We start from the raw sequence: 17,874 nt of genomic DNA, 5'->3' as shown, positions 1-17,874 counted from the left end.
GCCGAAATATCGGTTCGATCATGGGTTGCCGAGCCCCAGGACGACGCAGATTCGATCACTGGCAAAATCGCGGTGATAGATAAGATCCTTACACCGATTTGGTTAATTTTAGAAGGAACGACCTAGACCGAAATTAAATCCAAAAACCTACCGAATAAGAACTACAGATATGTATTTGAAATTGAAGAAGGACAGGCTTGCTGTTTTCAAGATCCTGGCGATCATTTTTGGCGTGATGATGCTTGGGTTTTCCTGCCAAAAAAAGGAAGTCAGGAAACCGAATATACTTTTCGCAATCATGGATGATGCCTCGTTTCCCCATATGGGTGCTTATGGCACAAAATGGGTGAATACGCCGGCCTTTGACTATGTGGCCAGGGAGGGTTTACTATTTATGAATGCCTACACTCCCAATGCAAAATGTGCCCCTTCAAGAGCGGCGATCGTGACAGGGCGAAATTCATGGCAGCTGGAGGAAGCAGCAAATCATTCCCCAGTCTTTCCGGCCAAGTTTATCACGTTCATGGAACAGCTGATTTTGGCGGGGTATCATGGAGGTCATACTGCCAAAGGCTGGGCTCCCGGAAACCCGGGTGAACTGGAGGGAAAGAAACGGGAGCTGACTGGCGCAGCATACAATCAGTTTACCACCGATGCCCCTACTTCGGAGATAAATGGGAATGACTATGCCAAGAACTTTGAGGACTTTTTGAATCACAGAGAAGGAGACGAACCATTCGTGTTTTGGTTTGGCTCCACCGAACCCCATCGGGCCTACGAATACCAGACCGGCATCGTCAAAGGAAATAAGAAACTGGAGGATATAGACGAGGTGCCTCCCTTCTGGCCGGATACTGATACGGTACGTACGGACATGCTGGATTACGCTTATGAGATCGAGTACTTCGACCTACACCTAGACCGTATGATCAAGGAGTTGGAAAGACGGGGAGAGTTGGAAAATACAATCATCGTGGTGACTGCAGACAACGGCATGCCATTTCCGAGAATCAAAGGGCAGGAATACGAATACTCCAACCACCTTCCACTAGCCATAATGTGGAAGGAGGGGATATCCAATCCCGGGAGATTGATTGAAGACTTTGTTAGTTTTGTGGACCTAGCTCCAACTTTTCTGGAGGTGGCCGGTATTTTTGAAGATTCTATGAAGATGGCTCCGATTACCGGTAACAGTTTGACGGATATATTCCATTCAGAAAAGTCGGGTATAGTCGACAGCGGAAGAGACCATGTTTTGATAGGCAAAGAGCGGCATGATGTCGGTCGGCCTGACGACCAAGGCTATCCCATTCGGGGAATTGTAACGAGGGAGTACGTCTATCTTTACAATTTCGAAACCAGTAGATGGCCCGCCGGAAATCCGGAAACCGGATATCTGAATACCGACGGAGGCCCCACCAAGACCCAAATCCTAAATGATCGAAGGATCAACAAAACTTCCACAAACTGGAATCTGGCTTTTGGCAAAAGGCCTCAGGAAGAACTTTTCAAGCGTATGGAGGACCCTTTTGCCATGCAAAATCTGGCCATTCATCCAGAGTACCAGCTGACCAAAGATCAATTGAGAGAACGCCTGTTTCAAGAATTGAAGGAGCAAGGGGATCCCAGGATGTTTGGCAAAGGGGATATTTTCGATCAATATCCCTATTATGGGGAGAATTCCAGGGATTTTTACAACCGATATATGAACGGGGAAGAAATGAAGGCAGGGTGGGTCAACGAGTCAGATTTCGAGACCGATGTTGTGGACAAATAGCCTATGAATACTTTTAAATCACTACTGATTACGTTTTTGTTTTTCAGTTCGGGTGCCTACGCACAGCAGCCGAATATCCTTTGGATAACTTTTGAGGATACCTCGCCCCAGTTTATCGGAAGCTATGGAAACAAGGATTCCCGAACACCCGTCATCGATAAGTTCATGGCTGAGGGAGTCAGATTTACAAATGCCTTCTCCACCGGGACGGTTTGTTCGCCAAGCCGAACGGCAATAATTACAGGCGTGAAAACCTATGAATTGGGCACCGGCCACCACAGAAGCAACTACGCGATTCCTTCGTTTGTAAAGGGTTTTCCACTGTACATGAGGCAGGCGGGGTATTATGCTTCCAATAACGCCAAGACGGATTACAACGTGGCGGACGAGAAGGCATTCATTTCCGAGACATGGGACGAAAGCTCGGCGCAGGCGGGTTGGTGGAAAAGGAAGGAGGGCCAACCTTTTTTCTCGGTTTTCAACTTCAATGAATCCCATCAGTCCCGGACCATGACCAATCCCTATGAATGGTATCTGGAAGAAGTGTTGGAGGAATTGCCGGAAGCAGACCGAATCGGAGAAGATGAGTTTGAGATGCCGCCTTTCTACCGAGATAGCCCGGAAATGCGGAAGCAATTTGCGAGGGTATACAACAGTCTGAAGCTGACCGACAACAGGATAGGAGAGTTGATCGGCAAGCTGGAGACCGATGGCCTGTTGGATGAGACGATCATCTTCATCTTTGCCGACCATGGCGAAGGAATCCCGAGGGGGAAAACGAATGGGATCAACCTCGGCTACCGCGTTCCTTTTACTATTTGGTTTCCCCCCAAGTACAGACATCTGTCACCTTGGGGTACCGCCACGACTACAGATGAGCTCTTGAGCTTTGAGGATCTGGCTCCGACACTGATCAGCCTTGCTGGCGAGAAAGTGCCAGCACATCTGAGAGGGCGGATTTTGCTCGGGGATGATCGATCAGAGGCAGTGGATAAGCTTTACCTGTCATCGGATCGGTCAGACAATGGGATCGATATGGTTCGCACTGTCACTGACGGGAGGTATGTCTACTCCAGGAATTTTATGCCTTTTATGCCGGAGGCCAGATATATCCGCTACATGGAAATTGGGGAAATCAAACAACTCATGAGGCAGGACTATGAAGGCCAGTTACTCGACCCCTTGCAAAGGAGCCTCTTTGAACCTCGCAGCGCCGAGCTCCTATATGATATCGAGCAAGATGTCTGGGAGACGAATAATCTGATCGCCCGTCCGGAGTACAAGAACCTGATCGAAGAGATGAGGATCGCGCTGGAAACCCATACTCTCGAAAGGAGGGATGTGTTGTTTCTTCCTGAATATGAGCTGGAGAGAATTTCAGCATTGTCTACTCCATTTGAGTTTCGGAACAGCAGCTCCGGCTATCCGCTTCAGGAGATATTCCATGTAGCAAACCTGTCTGGAATGAGGAGCAAGGAAGTGGCACTTCAACAGTTGGCTTACTTGGAAGATGAAAATGAGATAGTGCGCTATTGGGCCGCAGTGGGATTGATGTCGCAGGGCAAAGAGACTCTTGAGCCCCTAGCTCCCAAGCTATCCGGCTTTCTCAGCGACGCCTATCCTCCGGCTGCTATCTCGCTGGCAGCGGTCGTATACGAACTGAATCAAAGCGACGAAGCCGCAGAAATCCTCAAGAAGTATGTGTTGAGTGCGGATAGGCATCTGGCCCTAATGGCCATCAACTACCTCCTGTATGTCAGCGACAAAGAGCCCTTCGTCAGCGTCGTCAGGGAAGTCTACGATAGGCAAGGGGAGTATAATACCTCTGCCGCATCCAAGGACTTTTTGGGGAGTTTGGGGCTGGTTCCGAATACTTTCGAGTACCGGTGAAGTAGGGTTTCAAGGATGGGGCACTACTATCGGCCGTCCGTTTAAAGTCCAGTCAAGTTATGTTTTCGCATGCCCTGAAAGCGACATAGAGCTCAAAAGGTGTGTTGACTGATTTCAAAACTTGAGCAGATCGAAGGCCAGCCCATACCACTTCACAGTTTCCCTCCAGCACCAGCAGGTCCTTGATTTTTTTCTTGTGGGTGTTGACCGTATTGACTGAGATTCCTAAGATTTCACTGATGTCCTCTGCCTTTGTACAGCAAGTCATGTGTGACAGCACCTCTTTGTTTCGAGTGGAGAGTTGTTCGAATTTCTCTCGATTTTTGTTTTCTGGACATTTTAAATAAGCTAGGTGCCAAGACAAAAGACCTCATTAAAAATGGTGAGGCTATGGCAAACCTTATTCTGGAAAACGGGGCGTTCATACCTTGAATTGCCGTGTTCGTGATTTAATTTTTCCGGTACTGTTCTCATGCGCTTTTTTTCGACAACCAAACCTAAAAGAAAAGCCATGAGACTGTCCAATGAAAAAGACGGAGGCATTATCTCCGAGAAAATCGAAAAATTACAACAGGTAGACCGATGGCTGCCAGGCATAAAAGTTATTCAACGGATTGATCCTGAAGAAAACCTATATCTCTGTCATCGGGGTCGCGAGCGGTACCGCCTAAGCCCAGCATTTTTTAAACACCTTCCTACGGCAGATTTTCGGAAACTGATCTTTGACGCCAAGGATCCCCATACTTGCCTGATTGGGACTTTTGGCGAGAAGGGAGAGGAGAGGAGTCTATACATTCGATATAGTGCCAACGATTCGCCATCGGAGGCCGAGTTGATATCCGTCGAACTTATAGAAAAGAATGCAATGGGCTCACCCTCGCTTAGAGTGCTTCAAATCCTTCCATCAAACCTGCTGGGATGGGTGCCCGCAAAGACTGCCCGAATCGTCAATGAAATGGTATTTTCTGCGGACCACCGGAAAAAATACCAGCTACTTACCCGAAGAAATCGGGAAGTGCTCACATTGATGGTCAGGGGACTGAGTGCCGAGGAAATCGGCCAGCAACTCTACATTAGTGTCAATACTGTTAATACCCACAAACGGAAAGTGCGGGAAATATTGGAGATCAAAAGCAACTACGAACTCTTGCAATATGGGATGGCTTTTGATTTGGTTTAGCCAATTCTTTGATGATTTTTTGCGTTTAGAAATCTGAGTTCTGTCGAATAAGGTCAATATGTGACCATCGCCGCCCAGGAGGAGGTTTTGCCAGCCTATTGAGTTGGTGGATTGGTATAGTTCAGAGTCATTGAGAGTAGTATCCCGTACTCCATTTTTGTTGATTCTGTATAGTCTAGTAAAAGTGTTTGTGCCGTTCTCAGACCCAATCATGATCATGTGTTCCCTGTCCTGAAATAGACCCCTATCTCCTGAGCCTCGGAACAAAATAGGCTGCTCTTTATCAGACTCGGGTGATTCGGGGTCTTCAATCACATCCGATGGTTCCTCTTCCTTGGAAAATTCGCATGAAAAGACACTTAATACACAAAGAAGTCCTAGTGTTCTTATCTTTTTCGAGGTAGAAATTGCATATTGGCTACTTTGAATAGTTTAGATTTGTCGGTTAGTCTTTGTGGATATGGGAGGTTGATTATAGCATACTCATGCGATAGATTTCGACTACTCTACCAAAATAATACTAAAAGAGTTTGTGTAGTTTAGGGCTAGGCATGTACCATCTACAATCACCGAGGATCCTTTTCTTGTTAATACATTGGTGTCGGAATTTGTATATCTTTTTACATAAAATTTGCTTTGATCACCACTTACAAATTCAACGGAAATGGCATAGTTTTCCAAGTATTCATAGTCAAATTCCTTAGAGTTGTTTTTGGATAGTTCGACAAATGATAGTTTCCATTTTACCGGTCGGTCTTTAATGAAATTTTCAAACCAGCGATCACCGGCAACTTTTGTAGCCGTATCAAAAAACAATGCGTTCACATTTAGATCTGTATAAAACCTACTTTGTGCTTTTGTTATTATAGCAGGATCTTGGAGGTTTTTCCTCAGTTCCTCTATAAATTGAGCCACTATCGCGCGCTCTCTTTTTTCTACCATGTAATCCATCCATCCTCCGTCTGCACTTGTGGTTTGAACATTGCTTGCATACACATCCAAAACGTTGTCGGAATCTATTGTGATCATAAATTTGAACCTAAACTCTCCAAGAACCTTTCTGTAATTGTAGTTCATCGAAGTGATTTCCTTTTTGCCCCAATCCATTCCTGAAATAGATACACCGTAGTTATCTTCCAGAATCATTAGTGCAACAGGAAATGCTTCTTCCACATTAGCCAAGGGTATTGGCTGATACTGCAATTCATCTTTTTTCTTCTGCGAAAATCCGTTCAAACAGTGTGATAGTGAGATTCCTATGAGTAATGCTATTCTGAGTATATATCTCATACTTAATTCAAATTGATTGTTTTATATATTAGTTGTATTGCTTTAGTTTGCGTCGTTGTTGTGGGGCCCAAATCACCAGATTGATCTTATGTGGAATTTCCGCTTCTTTGGTATTTAATTGCTTCGATTGGAATTTTTTGAAGCATTTTTGCATGTTGATAATTGGGGAACACATGGGGCATACTTCTTTCCACGAAGTAGTCTATTTGTAATATCGACTAGTCGTTCCAATCATGCCAGTCATCGCAGTTGAAACTCTTCCAAGGGGAGGCAGTTGCTATGATCTCTAACTCGTCCGCGCAGCCTTTAGAGTTCGCCAAAAGCTTGGTAGCAGCCGCTTGGAGTCTGAAACAATCTTGCTTACTGGAAAGCACATCGAATGACTTGACCATAGCTTCAAAATCTTTGAATTCCTTTCTCTCCTGGCATTGTTCTCCGCCTGAAAGAGAGTTACATCCGTAGGACAGAAACATCGCGACACCTATCAATACTAGGCTGGATAAATGATGTGTGGTTTTTATTGTCGGCATATTCATTAGTTTACATTGATTTTCTTTTAAATACTTCGTTGGTGAGAAGTGATGGGAGGAAACGTTCAGTGTCAGTTCAGAATACACCATTTATGGTAGTTCCGTTTCCGAGCTTTTTCTGGTTTCTGTTTTTGTAACCAACTATCGCTCTATTGCGGACTTCAGTGGGCTCTCTGTTTCTGGAGCCAATCTGCCGGAAGGAATGGATTGGGTGGTCACCCTGGCGATGTTGTCCAATTCTCTAAATACCCTGCCTGTATTATTGAGGATATACCTGCTGTCTCCCTTATTGTCCAGCATGAACAACGCCCACTGATAATCTTTTATCCCATCTGCGGTCTTTGTCCCCGAAATTACCATAGCCGATTTTGCCGTGGGGTAGTCAGCGCCATGTGTGACATCGACTTTCAAAAAAGCCGAAAATGAATCTTGGCTTCCTGCAATCAGAGCTCCGATTCCCAAGCCCGATTCAATGGATTGTTTATAGGAAAAAGTGATGGATAGATCCTCGTTGTTCTGATTTTCAAACTTTATGACCATATCGGAAAATCGGTGGCCGATGACATCAGTTGATATATTGCTGCCCATAAGGACGACTTCTGCCAGGTAGTTTCCTTCAATATTAGGAGGAGTATTGCCGGTATTGATTTCCATGCCTAATTCTGTTACAATTTGGGTAAGCTCTGGAGTCAGAAATTCCTCTATTTCCTCGATACTTCCTGTAAATTGATCGGGGTCGTCTTCATTTTGACAGCCGGTAAAGGACATTCCCAGAAACAGAGCGAGTATGGAATACAGGGCTGGAGCGGATAGATTTTTCATGATGTTGTTGGTTAATTGATTTATAGAATAGTGTTGGGAGTTGGCTTTTACATTAGGATAAAAAGATTGTTGTTTATGGCGCTAATTGTCTTTTTGCTTTTGGGGGTGGGAAGGAAGGAGTTGGATAAGGTTTCATTATAAATGGTATAATCCCATGTTCCTTGTCCAAAGAGGTGGCGCATGTCATTTTGGCTGACTTTTGTCGTATACCTCGACACATACCCCCTTTTGCTCTTTTCATTGAATAACAGTTCAATTCTTTTGGTTGCAAAGGCGACCGAACTGCTGGAAATCACCAGACTGTCGATTTTTTTGTAAAGTTCATTTCCCTCTATACTAAAGTTTACCGTGACTGAATCTGTAGCTTCATTTTGGTGTCGGAAGGTGAAATCTGCCATCAAGTACTCCTCCTTCTCGATGTTTTTCAACAGAATGGGCTTTATGAAATATTGCATGCCACCTTCACCTGCATAAAAAGACTCAAAATGGTTGTTTGCTGAGTTCGTACTTGATTGCCTGGTTGGAACACAGCCGCCAAAAAAAGTTGAAATCAAGAATAGGAGGCTCAGCTTCCCTACTAAAATTGCTTTTGAAAATAGATGAGTCTTCATCATATTGTTTGTTGAGATTCGTGAGATTCCATTGAATAGCCCCCCGTTGGTTGAAGTTCAATGGCTTTGGGTTTCGATTCGCCCATAGTCTGGGTTTGTCGTATTTATGCCTGGGAGCCAAACAGTCGGGATTAGCTAATGCCAAGGTTCAAGCCCTTGGCATTAGTGAAGCTTAGTCACCAGTGACAATAGCCTCATAGGTGACGATCAAGCCTAGGATACTTGTGTGCTTGATATCTACGGTTGAAATTTTGGTTATCCCTCCATTTTTTGCAGCCGTCCTGATGCTCGCGTCCCCGTCAAAGAAAATGATCCCCAAAAAGCCGGTGGCCTTTGCAGTTCCAACCTTGGGTCCTAATGGGTTGCTTGTCGCATTGATTGGTGTGGTCAAAGCGCAGCCGGACATCATTGCAACTATTGCAAGCGATGCGAAAACAGTGTTGAGTTTTCTGTTCATATTGTTTTGGTTTAATTGACCTACTCGTAAGGCTTTTCGGACGCGCCCCGTTTTTGGTGGTTTCTGGACTCCACTGGTTGATTTCGAAAAAGCTTATTTCCCCAGATGCCTATGTGCCAGCCCTTATATATCTAGGGAAAATTGGCCGTGGTTCTACAAAATGTGGTTGGCTGTTAGACGTCAAAAATATCCCCGCACTTGTTACAGTGCCACTTTCGGAACCATGCCCGCATCAAAACAGGATATTCCGTTTTGTTGTAGTTGAAGCCCTTGTAGGCGAAGTAGTCGCCGCCCCCAACTAATCCTAAGATCGTCAGTGAGGCCATGCCGGATATGTCTAATTGTACAAAAAGGTCAAAAGCAAAGATTGCGATCAACGCAAGGAATCCCATGAGCAAGGGGCCTTTGAAATTATACTTTGCGGGCGGAGCACAGCGATTCGCCAAATCCGAGGTGGTTGTGGTGTTGACGGAGGAACTCGAAGAGTCTCCTCCGGCAAATCCTCCGAAGCCTCCAGATCCAAATCCCAAACCTCCTCCGGTGTGGGTAGAGTTGATGTTGCCCCTAGTGTTGGAAGTCCCGTTTTGATTAATGACACTGAGCTTTTGTATGTCGTCTGATTCGCAGATGCCGCATTTCATGATGATGATGGTTTATAGTTTTGACATACTTCTGAATAGGAGATAGGATTTGGGATCCAACTCTCTATGTACCAAAACTATTTTCTGGAAAGAATTCCATCCTCATTAATATTGGTGATATTCTGTTTTATACAGAGAAAAAATGTTGCTTGAAAGACAGTTTTTTAAACTTGTGTCCCGGAAAGGATTTCCATTAGCTCTTTTTTACTGTCGCTGTTGACGGGGAAGGGGATTCGGAATTCTGTGTTTTGGCCCGAGGGCGCTGTCTTTTGCAGGATCACGTGGTTGTCCTTGATCCGGTGGATTTGGGAAATGCTGATCACATGCTTGCGGCTGACCTGGAAGAATTGGCCTTTGAACAATGCCAGATGCTCCTCGAAAAAGTTTTTTAAGCCAGGTGAAGTAAATACGATTGGGTAAGGACTGTCTTGGCAATGGGCCTTGATGACTTTGCCATCAGCCTCCAGAAGCAGGAGCCGGTCCAAGTGTAGCGGGGCCAATTCCCCCCGGTTGACAGTGACGAATAGCGTGTTTCTTCCGGGTGGTTTTGGTTTGGTCTCAGGTTCTGCCTTCAGCCTACTTTCCATGCTGCGACGAACCCATAGCAGCTCCAGTTGATCTGCCAGATCCTGTTTCCGGTAAGGCTTTCTGAGATAGGCTACAGGCAGCGTGTATTTAGCTTGGTCGAATCCCTGTGGCATGCCTGAGATAAAAATGATGGGAATCGGGTGGGTACGGTTTAGAAACTCGGCGATACGGATGCCTGAAGAGTCGTGCTTCGAACCCAAGTTAATGTCAAGCAGTGCGATGTCAGGATTTTCTGACTGGATTAAGGAGATCGCTTCTTGGTAGGTCTCTGCCGGGCCGATCAGCTGGAGTTCGCGATGAGGAAACAGGTCGCGGAGGTCAGCCAACAACAGGTCGGCAAAAAATGGATCGTCTTCTACTAAAAGTAACTTAGTCATAAGGCTCGTCTCAGCGCCAATTTACCATTCCTACTGAACAAATTATCCCTTAAAAGGGACTTTGATCAGCTAATTCTTTCATGCGGATAGGGTAAATGTAATTTCTTTCTTGCTTCCATCAGCAGCGACACTTACATGGGTAAACTTCAGCCAATCGGACAGATAGAAATCCTCCTTAAAGCTGATATCAAAAGAGACGTCGTCTAATTTTTCTCCTTCAGACCAATTCCAATCCCGGGAATGCCCAAATGTGATCCGATTTTTGGAAGAGTTGAGTTCATACCTGCCAAAAACCGGCATCAACTGATCCATAACCCCTTCGGCATCTCTCCAGAGGTAGGTGGTTTCATCAGAGTAAGGCCCTGAATCTGAGAATTTGAAAACCCAGGCCTTGTTATTGACCAGCTCCTCGGATTTTTCTACAGATCCGTCTGGACGGTAGTAGGTGATAGCCACTGTAGTCCCATACCAGACCTTGACCCGAAGAGGGTCACCATCCTTATACCATAGAAATTCATGTGTGAGTTTTGGTTCGTCTTTTGGTTTCTCATCCTCTTGGTCAAAGGGGCAGGCCGTAAGCATGAGCAGCAGTAAAATCGGGAGAAATGTGAGATGGGATTTTGCCAGGTTCATGGATAGGAAGATTTGCTTGATAACCAAATTTATGTTTTTTCTCAAATCTTTTGATTTGGGAGGCGATTGGCAAATAAAAACGCGGGCTATTCCGCCACCTTCAATGCTATTGAGTATTGGGTTCCGGCGCCGGAATCGACCGACAGCTCGGCCTTGATGTATTTGGCCAAGCGCTGGATCAGTACCGTTCCCATTCCCTTTTTTTGGAATTCGGAAATGCCTACTCCATTGTCGCCTACTTGGATGGTGAGGATGTTTTCGGACTTCCGCACACTGATTGCCACCATGGGATCAGGGATCTCTGCGGGAAAGGCATACTTCATAGAATTGGTGATGATCTCTGAGATCATCAGACCAAGATTCAATGCCGTTTGGACCGGTAAGCTTGCGTCTTCCTTGACGATGATTTGAAGTTTGACGGGACTGCCGGTGAGCTGGAACATCTCCCGAAGCCGGAGGGTGAGTCCCTCCAGATACTTACCCACCAGCATTTCTTCATTTTCGATTTCGGAGTAGGTGAGGTGCTCCTGCAGAGCAGCAGCAGAGATGATCGCTGCCTCCGAATTTTGGAGGATTTCTTTGGAGACTTGATCGGTAACAGTTTCCGAAGCCATTCTGAGAAGACTCTGTAGTCTCCCGAGAAAATTGTAAATCCGGTGTTCGTTGTCCCGTTTTTGGTCTTGGATGATCGCGTTTTTGGTTTTGAGTTTTTTGTTGAGCCGGAAAAGCTGAACTCCGAACATCAGGGACAAAAGGACGGTGACTCCCAAAAGCAGTAGAAGCTGCTTAGCCGCTTTAGTTTCCGCTTCAGCCAAGCCAGCCTTTTGCTCGGCGGTTTCCCTTTGCAGGGTTTCTTCCCTGATTTGATAGCTCGCCTCCACCTCCTGCACGTTTAGCTTTTCTACTTGAAAGATGCGCTCGTTGATGGCTGTCAGATCCCGGTACACCGGTAAGGCGCTTTCATAGTCTTTCTTTCGCTCCAGGACAGCCAGACGCAGCTCCAGATTGTCCCGCTTAAAAACCAGATCACTGACTTGTGGAAAGAGAAAAGCTCCCGAGTCGAGGTAAACTTGGGAACGCTCTAGCTGGTTTCTCCTCAAGGCTAGATCCCCGAGATTGTTGTAGCTCGCCAAAAGACCGGGGATGTCCTTGACTAGTCTGTGCAGGGCATTGGATTCGAGGAAATACTTTTCGGCTTCTGGGTAGTTTCCCATGGCTAGATAGGAGGTTCCGATATTGTTCAGCGTCGAGACCACAGCTTTAGGTTTATTTCCCATTTGCCTTTTCAGCTCTAGGCTTTTCAAATTATAATGTAGGCTGCTATCTAACGCTCCCAAAGCTTTGTAGCTGATAGCGATGTTATTGAATGCAATGGTGATTGAGACGGAGTCTTTTGCTTCTCTGGCCACCGCCAAAGATCTGTGATGGTAGGCAAGCGCTTCTTCTTTCCGTTCCAGGTTTTGGTATACCAAGCCCAAGTTTGTCAGGATTTGGGCAAAAATGTCTGGATCACCCCATCCCATAGCTATCTCACGCGCTTTTTGATAGGAATCCAGCGCGAGGCCATATTGTCCCAGCTCATTATATCCCATGGCGATGGAATTGAAAGCTGAGATGATCTTTGCAGTATCTTTCAGTGCGATTGCATACTCGTAGGTTTTTTTGTAAAAAAACAGACTTGAATCAAATTGATCGAGCTTGTAATAGGCAAAGCCGAGGTTGTTGTAGGTTTTCCTCAGGTTTACTGCTTCTTCGGACCAAGCACTGTTTTGTTCCAATGACTTTAAGTTAATGATCGCTTTTTGGTAATCACCTTGATCAAGGTAGCGGGATGCCTGTTTGTAGAGTGAGTCAGGAATAGGGTCAGACTGGCTGCTAGCCGGAGAAGTAGTTCCAAAAACCAGCAGAGAGGCCAAGAGTAAAACAATCATAGTATATCAGTGAAAAATCAGCATGGAAAGGCCAATATCAAGCAGGAAAATGAACTCACAGCTAGTCATGTACTTGCAGTTCTCATAGCTAATCAGATGTGAACTTGTTACTTATCAAGTATAATTTAATTTGACGGAAGCAAAAAGCCGTCGAAAAAACTTATTCGAATTCCATATAGAAAAGTAGTAACAAAGAGGTACCAAAGTCTAAATGACATCGGTGCAGGAACTCGCCTACACCGATGGGAAAGTGGATATGGATTCATGCAGATTCATTTGATTACCTTGAGTGAACAAGTACCGTGGATGTGTCAGTCGTCTCGGCCAGGATCCTTTTTATCGGGATCTTCGGTTTCCATTACGATATTTTTAACTGGCTCCAGATCCTTTTTGTCTGAAGAGAGCAGACCACATCCGCTCAGGCACAGCATTGTGAAAACCAAAGAAAGGAGAGGCCTCTGATCCCGGCGTTTGTCGGGGCCAAAGGCCTGAGATTGGCGGTCTAAGCAGTGCCCATCAGGATCAATCCTCCCGATCTGGATCTTTCTCGTCTGGAATATCTGTGTCCATTTGAGATAGCGCTACATCCGGCTGGCTGTCTTCCTTGTCTCCGAAGAGACCGCAGGAGGGAAGTGCCGCCAAGCCCAGTAGGCATAGGAGTATGATTAGCCTTTTCATACATGAGTGGTTAATGGAGTGTTCCAATCACGTCTAAAGGGCAAACCCGTACGCCTGGGGTCTGTCAGCCCATGACAGGGCAGGCGCTGGGGCGGGAAGCATGCTTTACATCAAAGTCGGGACGGCCAGTCCCCTCCTTTACCGGGTGCTGCGGAGAGTTTTCCGCTTCTTTTTTTCAGATCGGACTGCTGAGTACCGATGGATCAAACATCCAAAATGCGGCAAGGAAATACCAAAAAAGACCTCTCAACTCGCTTGTCAAACAGTTTGCAAACTCTTGATGAGTTTTGTTTGTGTCCAGAAAAAATGTTTTTGAATATACTTTTATGTTTGTTTCGTGGTTTCCAACGCCTATTTTGGGGCTTCACTCGAAACTGTTACCATTGGCAACTATAAAAGGCGATTACAGGGATAATGAACACTTAAATGGAATGCAACCTCCATTTAGCACGCACTATTTCTACTATCTGCTGGCCATAAGGCTGGAAGAAACGATAACGATAATGTTTGGAGATAGCTACCCTTACCTTTTAAAGTCTAGCTTTCAGAAAATCCCTACCAAGCCCAGTTTATTGATCCAGCACGATACTAAAAAGGTAGATATGACTCTGGTTCGCGATTTGAAGGATTTGCTGTTGGCTTTTATCGGAGAGGTTGGGCTTAAGCCTCGTCCAGAGTTGGAAAGCTGGAGTCTTGAAAGAAACAAAGCATGGCTGAAAGCAAGAGCGTATGAGGGTGGGCAGAAACTGGAAATAAAGGATGAGCATCTCCAGGCATTTTGGTACAAAGCAAGGATATGCGATAAAAACCGAGCAGGGAAAACAAATAAATTTGATATCAACCCGCAGCTGATGGACCTGCTGGCATTTTTTTGCGGATACGATGACTTCCGGGATTTTATCCAAAGGGAATTTGGAAAGGACTACGTGATGGCAAACGACCAAGTCCTCGTTTCTCTTTACGAGAAATATAGGTTTTCCATTGATGATATACCTAGTGAAGAATTGGTTACCGACTCCGAAATTGCTAGCCCGGAACCAGATGCATCACCCGTAAGTTCATATTCCGCTTCATCCCAAAAAGGCAAAAAGCCGAATGCCAGATGGAAGTTTGTCCCATTTATATTCCTTGCTCTTGCAGGCACAGCCTCAACATTTTACTTTTTTGGAAGGGTAGGCCAAGCAGAAGTTAGGATAACACTAACTACCGACTACCTTCATTTTGAAACCGATGGGGCTGTGGATATCAGATCTTCTGAGGGAAATGTCTTTTCCAGTACCGATCATTTCTACATTCGAAATGGTCTGTACTCCTTGCATTATCCATTTTCCAATTCACTTCCTGCATCCCTGAAAATCGCTTCTATTGAATCACAACCAGTGGGAATAGCTTATCTAAAACTGCCCGCCCAAACGGGGATTACAATTGAAGCTCCCACGAAGCATGATATCTATTTCGACTTGTTGGAGCCCCGAGGATTAGAAGGGAATCTGCGTTTGAAGAACCTGGTGGCCTTTTCTTCCGCTGAGGATAGCTCTGTGACCTATGGAGACACCCCAATAGGTACTGGGATCAACTTTCAGTCCGCACCGAACGAAAACCTTCAGCTGTCGCTGATCCAAGCCGGTGATTTTGAACTTCCGCCTATTCTGGTCAGTTCCGTGGCTTTTGGTAAGCTGGGTCAACAAAAAGTGGAATATGGGATCCTAAGTGGCCAGATTGAGCTGCCTGAATATGGGGAAAACTTTGTGCTGAATTCTCGGGATATGTTAACCCTTTCGCTGCAAGATCCTTCCAAATTGATCATTTCTTATAGAGAGGGAGTGCTTTCTGTCACGTTTTCGGGATCTGTAAACAGTCTGCAAACTGGTATTGATGCCGCCAAGCCAAACGGTGGAAAGAATCTTCTTCCCAAGAGAATAGAATCTTGGGCAAGTTTTCCTAATTCCCTAATTGCCGGTTTGCTTTTTACTGCCTTGATTGTGGCCTATCAAATGAAAAAGTCAAGATGAGGGTGTTGCTGTTTTTTATGCTGTTCCAAGTCTCTGGAACCTTACCTGCACAAACAGGAACTGAAATGTCTTTTCCGTATAAAGACATTGTTTTCAGTGTAACTGAAGCATTTGGGAATTCTTTCGGATCCGCTTTTATAGTTGGCAAAAACGATCAATACTTTTTTTTGGCTACAGCCAAACATGTGGTTCAAGACGACAGACAATTACTCTTGACATCCTCGGAAGGAGTCCAATACCCAGCGGTTTTGGTGAAAGCACATTCAATACACGATATCGCCTTGCTCCAAATGCCCATTTTTCCCCTGGATCTGGATTCGATACCGATGGTCAGCAACCTCTCCATGAACGATGAAGTCACGTTCGTCTCGGTGAAAGATTCAGGGAGGATTCTTCCTTCCAAGTCACCGGGCTTGGTCAGGGATGTCAATGGGGAATCCCTGAGCATCATCATGCAAGAAGTTGAGTCTGGCCATTCTGGCAGCCCACTTTTGAGTGATCAAGGCATAGCAGGGATGATCATTCGAAATGGAAAGTTTATCGAAAGTCTTAATATAGTGTTAGTTAAAGAGACTATTGAGGGATGGAATAAAGGCTTGTTCAGGAGTCTACTCTCAGAAAAGGTACAGATAAATGCTAGAATAGCTCTTCCTTTTTCTAATGCTTCTGAGCTACCAATAGCTATTAAAGAAATTGAGATTGATGGGGCTTGTTCGGACAATACTTTTAATCTGGTTGATAGATATCTCAATACAAGTTGGTCTTGCACCATTGACTCCATCGAATCCAACAGAATCAGGATAGGGCTTCACGAACCGATTTTGATAACGGGATTCGATGTTTATGTGAAAGAGAACTTCCGTAGTGAAATTTCAGCAATTGAAATAAGTGTGATTAATAGCTTGGGTAATAGATCCATCCTGCCAGAATTCCTAAAAACTCAAGGGGGAGGGTATTGGTACTCCTATATCCTTGTGGAACCGATCAATTCAAGTCAGTTGGAACTTGAAGTGATTTTCAACCAGCTTAAAGGCGACGTAATTGTTTTTAACGAAGTTCAAATTCGCGGTATAGCCATATGATAGTGAGATTCACGATACTGTTTTTTGTGCTCGTTGTAGTTCAATCATTTGGACAAGAGAGAAGTATTAGTTATTCGCTTTCCAATGTTGTTGATTTAGGTGGAGGTGATTTTGGATTGATAACAGGAGAAGTTGATGAGAATACAATTTCGTTTATTACAGTAGCGGATAGTAGAAGTGAGTTTTTTAGTGGGATTTCTGTAAAATTTCATGGGTTAGAGATTGAGTCAGAAGCCTACTTGGTAAAGGTATTTGTCTATGCGGATTATAAGCTGGCACTATATGAATGTAGTAAGCCTAAAAACTTTGCTATGAGAGCTAGTAAATATGATTTCTTTTCACAAGGATCCAATTCCTTTGCTACATTTTTGGACAATGGCATAAGTGACAATCAATGGAGCGTTTTTCGAGAACCAATAATGCTCGTGGATATTACCAATAAAATAGCACTGTTACGTATGGAAAGGCAGTCTGTTTTTAGTAGAGGAATGCCTGTTTTTAATGAGCGTGGAAGTATAGTAGGCATGATTTCAAGCAAGTCCAATGATGAAGGCTTATCCACTTTTAAAGCAATTGATTTTTCTGTCATAGAGAAAATTTTATATGAATTCGAACAGTGCAAGTATTTTAAACTTGTTCCATTTGGTCAGGAGTTAACCGTTTGCGAAAAAGAGGAGTTGGAATATTTGCTCCTGATGAAGGAAGAATCTAAAAGGTCCCGTGAGAATAGAAGATATCAATTCACTGTCTCTCCTGCCTTAAGTGTCGGAATCATATGGTTATCAGGAACTGAGGGTAATTATAACTATTCAAGTTTCGCCGATGGGTTTGAAGGGGGAGTAAATCTCCATATGCGGCCTGATGAAAGGGGTAGACTTAGCTTAAAGCCAAGATATGGTCATTATAAGATTACGGAATTTGGATTGTATCCTTCTTGGAGCTCAGGTCTTCGACTTAGGGGAATTGATTTCCGGATACTTAAAGCCCCAATTACATTAGAGTATGCAATCAAATACTATAGAAAGCAAAATGTCGTAATCGCTTTCGGATATGTACCAACCGTTAAGCTTGGAACAAACGCTAGGGTAGTTGAAAGCGGTGGAAAGCAATCAAGACTAAAACACAATGACGTAAACTATGTAAATGGTTTATGTGTTGAACTGTCGTTAGAACGAAGGATATCAAAGTGGTCTCTAATTTATTCGGGAATATTAAATCAATGGGTTGACCCAGGTTTTGAAGTAGAAGATGAGTTTTATGGTAGTTCACGGCCTTTCGAAGGACAAAAGCCAATCTCGCACTACTTTGGTGTCGAATACTCACGGCGGCTTTGGGGCAATTGGCTATTGAAGGAGAGAACCGTAGATTAATCTGC

Annotated in this window: 17 protein-coding genes; 6 read left to right on the top strand and 11 right to left on the bottom strand. The window is 44.6% G+C overall.

Annotation, left to right across the window (positions count from 1 at the left end; all coding sequences use genetic code 11):
* The first annotated feature begins 169 nt into the window (after positions 1-169).
* Both ABD031_RS05675 and ABD031_RS05670 read left to right on the top strand, forming a co-directional pair.
* Positions 170-1,777, top strand: coding sequence for a sulfatase family protein (locus tag ABD031_RS05675; protein WP_343849335.1), 1,608 nt, complete (start codon positions 170-172; stop codon positions 1,775-1,777).
* A 3-nt stretch (positions 1,778-1,780) separates the two neighbouring features.
* The gene (locus tag ABD031_RS05670) at positions 1,781-3,667 is read left to right on the top strand and encodes a sulfatase family protein (RefSeq protein WP_343849333.1); all 1,887 of its coding nucleotides are present in this window, start codon (positions 1,781-1,783) and stop codon (positions 3,665-3,667) included.
* 52 nt (positions 3,668-3,719) lie between these two features.
* On the opposite strand, the gene ABD031_RS05665 is transcribed toward ABD031_RS05670, so the two are convergent.
* Positions 3,720-4,031, bottom strand: coding sequence for a helix-turn-helix transcriptional regulator (locus tag ABD031_RS05665; protein WP_343849331.1), 312 nt, complete (start codon positions 4,029-4,031; stop codon positions 3,720-3,722).
* Between the two features lie 147 nt (positions 4,032-4,178).
* On the opposite strand from ABD031_RS05665, the gene ABD031_RS05660 reads away from it, so the two are divergent.
* The gene (locus ABD031_RS05660; protein WP_343849329.1) at positions 4,179-4,847 is read left to right on the top strand and encodes a helix-turn-helix domain-containing protein; all 669 of its coding nucleotides are present in this window, start codon (positions 4,179-4,181) and stop codon (positions 4,845-4,847) included.
* 501 nt (positions 4,848-5,348) lie between these two features.
* Here ABD031_RS05660 and ABD031_RS05655 read toward each other — a convergent pair.
* The 10 genes from ABD031_RS05655 to ABD031_RS05610 all read right to left on the bottom strand — a co-directional run bounded on the left by ABD031_RS05655 (position 5,349) and on the right by ABD031_RS05610 (position 13,405).
* Positions 5,349-6,137: a hypothetical protein gene (locus ABD031_RS05655; protein ID WP_343849327.1), complete on the bottom strand. Its 789-nt coding sequence runs from the start codon at positions 6,135-6,137 to the stop codon at positions 5,349-5,351.
* A 218-nt stretch (positions 6,138-6,355) separates the two neighbouring features.
* Positions 6,356-6,667 (bottom strand): hypothetical protein, encoded by a 312-nt coding sequence (locus ABD031_RS05650; RefSeq protein ID WP_343849325.1) that lies wholly within the window; start codon positions 6,665-6,667, stop codon positions 6,356-6,358.
* A gap of 141 nt (positions 6,668-6,808) precedes the next feature.
* Positions 6,809-7,489: a hypothetical protein gene (locus ABD031_RS05645; protein ID WP_343849323.1), complete on the bottom strand. Its 681-nt coding sequence runs from the start codon at positions 7,487-7,489 to the stop codon at positions 6,809-6,811.
* Positions 7,490-7,536: 47 nt separating this feature from the next.
* Entirely contained in the window at positions 7,537-7,917 is a 381-nt protein-coding gene (locus tag ABD031_RS05640; RefSeq protein WP_343849321.1) for a hypothetical protein, read from the bottom strand.
* A gap of 355 nt (positions 7,918-8,272) precedes the next feature.
* Positions 8,273-8,557: a TRL-like family protein gene (locus ABD031_RS05635; RefSeq protein ID WP_343849319.1), complete on the bottom strand. Its 285-nt coding sequence runs from the start codon at positions 8,555-8,557 to the stop codon at positions 8,273-8,275.
* A 173-nt stretch (positions 8,558-8,730) separates the two neighbouring features.
* On the bottom strand, positions 8,731-9,198 hold the full coding sequence (locus ABD031_RS05630; protein ID WP_343849317.1) for a hypothetical protein: 468 nt from the start codon (positions 9,196-9,198) through the stop codon (positions 8,731-8,733).
* Positions 9,199-9,362: 164 nt separating this feature from the next.
* Positions 9,363-10,163: a LytR/AlgR family response regulator transcription factor gene (locus tag ABD031_RS05625; protein ID WP_343849316.1), complete on the bottom strand. Its 801-nt coding sequence runs from the start codon at positions 10,161-10,163 to the stop codon at positions 9,363-9,365.
* A 78-nt stretch (positions 10,164-10,241) separates the two neighbouring features.
* Complete coding sequence (locus ABD031_RS05620; RefSeq protein ID WP_343849314.1) at positions 10,242-10,796, bottom strand: hypothetical protein; 555 nt, start codon at positions 10,794-10,796, stop codon at positions 10,242-10,244.
* Positions 10,797-10,882: 86 nt separating this feature from the next.
* On the bottom strand, positions 10,883-12,727 hold the full coding sequence (locus ABD031_RS05615; RefSeq protein WP_343849312.1) for a tetratricopeptide repeat-containing sensor histidine kinase: 1,845 nt from the start codon (positions 12,725-12,727) through the stop codon (positions 10,883-10,885).
* Positions 12,728-13,249: 522 nt separating this feature from the next.
* Positions 13,250-13,405 (bottom strand): hypothetical protein, encoded by a 156-nt coding sequence (locus ABD031_RS05610; protein ID WP_343849310.1) that lies wholly within the window; start codon positions 13,403-13,405, stop codon positions 13,250-13,252.
* Between the two features lie 431 nt (positions 13,406-13,836).
* Here ABD031_RS05610 and ABD031_RS05605 point away from each other — a divergent pair, with 431 nt between their 5' ends.
* From ABD031_RS05605 to ABD031_RS05595, 3 genes are read left to right on the top strand one after another with little or no spacing between them, the layout of a single operon-like run.
* Positions 13,837-15,417, top strand: a complete 1,581-nt coding sequence (locus tag ABD031_RS05605) for a hypothetical protein (RefSeq protein WP_343849307.1) — start codon at positions 13,837-13,839, stop codon at positions 15,415-15,417.
* The gene (locus ABD031_RS05600) at positions 15,414-16,499 is read left to right on the top strand and encodes a S1 family peptidase (RefSeq protein ID WP_343849305.1); all 1,086 of its coding nucleotides are present in this window, start codon (positions 15,414-15,416) and stop codon (positions 16,497-16,499) included. Before ABD031_RS05605 ends, ABD031_RS05600 begins: the two co-directional genes overlap by 4 nt.
* Entirely contained in the window at positions 16,496-17,869 is a 1,374-nt protein-coding gene (locus ABD031_RS05595; protein WP_343849303.1) for a hypothetical protein, read from the top strand. The genes ABD031_RS05600 and ABD031_RS05595 overlap by 4 nt, the downstream gene beginning before the upstream one ends.
* Positions 17,870-17,874: the final 5 nt, after the last annotated feature.

Origin of the sequence: Algoriphagus jejuensis, assembly GCF_039523455.1 — a bacterium.
GTDB classification, from domain to species: Bacteria; Bacteroidota; Bacteroidia; order Cytophagales; family Cyclobacteriaceae; genus Algoriphagus; species Algoriphagus jejuensis.
The sequence above is the reverse complement of the archived record's forward strand: the minus strand, read 5'-3'. Positions and strand labels throughout refer to the sequence as shown.

Bases quoted from the DNA above. Each gene is read 5' to 3' on its own strand.
- ABD031_RS05655 (WP_343849327.1), bottom strand. From the start codon at position 6,137: ATGAGATATATACTCAGAATAGCATTACTCATAGGAATCTCACTATCA.
- ABD031_RS05645 (WP_343849323.1), bottom strand. From the start codon at position 7,489: ATGAAAAATCTATCCGCTCCAGCCCTGTATTCCATACTCGCTCTGTTT.
- ABD031_RS05595 (WP_343849303.1), top strand. From the start codon at position 16,496: ATGATAGTGAGATTCACGATACTGTTTTTTGTGCTCGTTGTAGTTCAA.
- ABD031_RS05600 (WP_343849305.1), top strand. From the start codon at position 15,414: ATGAGGGTGTTGCTGTTTTTTATGCTGTTCCAAGTCTCTGGAACCTTA.
- ABD031_RS05605 (WP_343849307.1), top strand. From the start codon at position 13,837: ATGCAACCTCCATTTAGCACGCACTATTTCTACTATCTGCTGGCCATA.
- ABD031_RS05650 (WP_343849325.1), bottom strand. From the start codon at position 6,667: ATGCCGACAATAAAAACCACACATCATTTATCCAGCCTAGTATTGATA.
- ABD031_RS05620 (WP_343849314.1), bottom strand. From the start codon at position 10,796: ATGAACCTGGCAAAATCCCATCTCACATTTCTCCCGATTTTACTGCTG.
- ABD031_RS05660 (WP_343849329.1), top strand. From the start codon at position 4,179: ATGAGACTGTCCAATGAAAAAGACGGAGGCATTATCTCCGAGAAAATC.
- ABD031_RS05610 (WP_343849310.1), bottom strand. From the start codon at position 13,405: ATGAAAAGGCTAATCATACTCCTATGCCTACTGGGCTTGGCGGCACTT.
- ABD031_RS05615 (WP_343849312.1), bottom strand. From the start codon at position 12,727: ATGATTGTTTTACTCTTGGCCTCTCTGCTGGTTTTTGGAACTACTTCT.
- ABD031_RS05625 (WP_343849316.1), bottom strand. From the start codon at position 10,163: ATGACTAAGTTACTTTTAGTAGAAGACGATCCATTTTTTGCCGACCTG.
- ABD031_RS05675 (WP_343849335.1), top strand. From the start codon at position 170: ATGTATTTGAAATTGAAGAAGGACAGGCTTGCTGTTTTCAAGATCCTG.
- ABD031_RS05670 (WP_343849333.1), top strand. From the start codon at position 1,781: ATGAATACTTTTAAATCACTACTGATTACGTTTTTGTTTTTCAGTTCG.
- ABD031_RS05635 (WP_343849319.1), bottom strand. From the start codon at position 8,557: ATGAACAGAAAACTCAACACTGTTTTCGCATCGCTTGCAATAGTTGCA.
- ABD031_RS05630 (WP_343849317.1), bottom strand. From the start codon at position 9,198: ATGAAATGCGGCATCTGCGAATCAGACGACATACAAAAGCTCAGTGTC.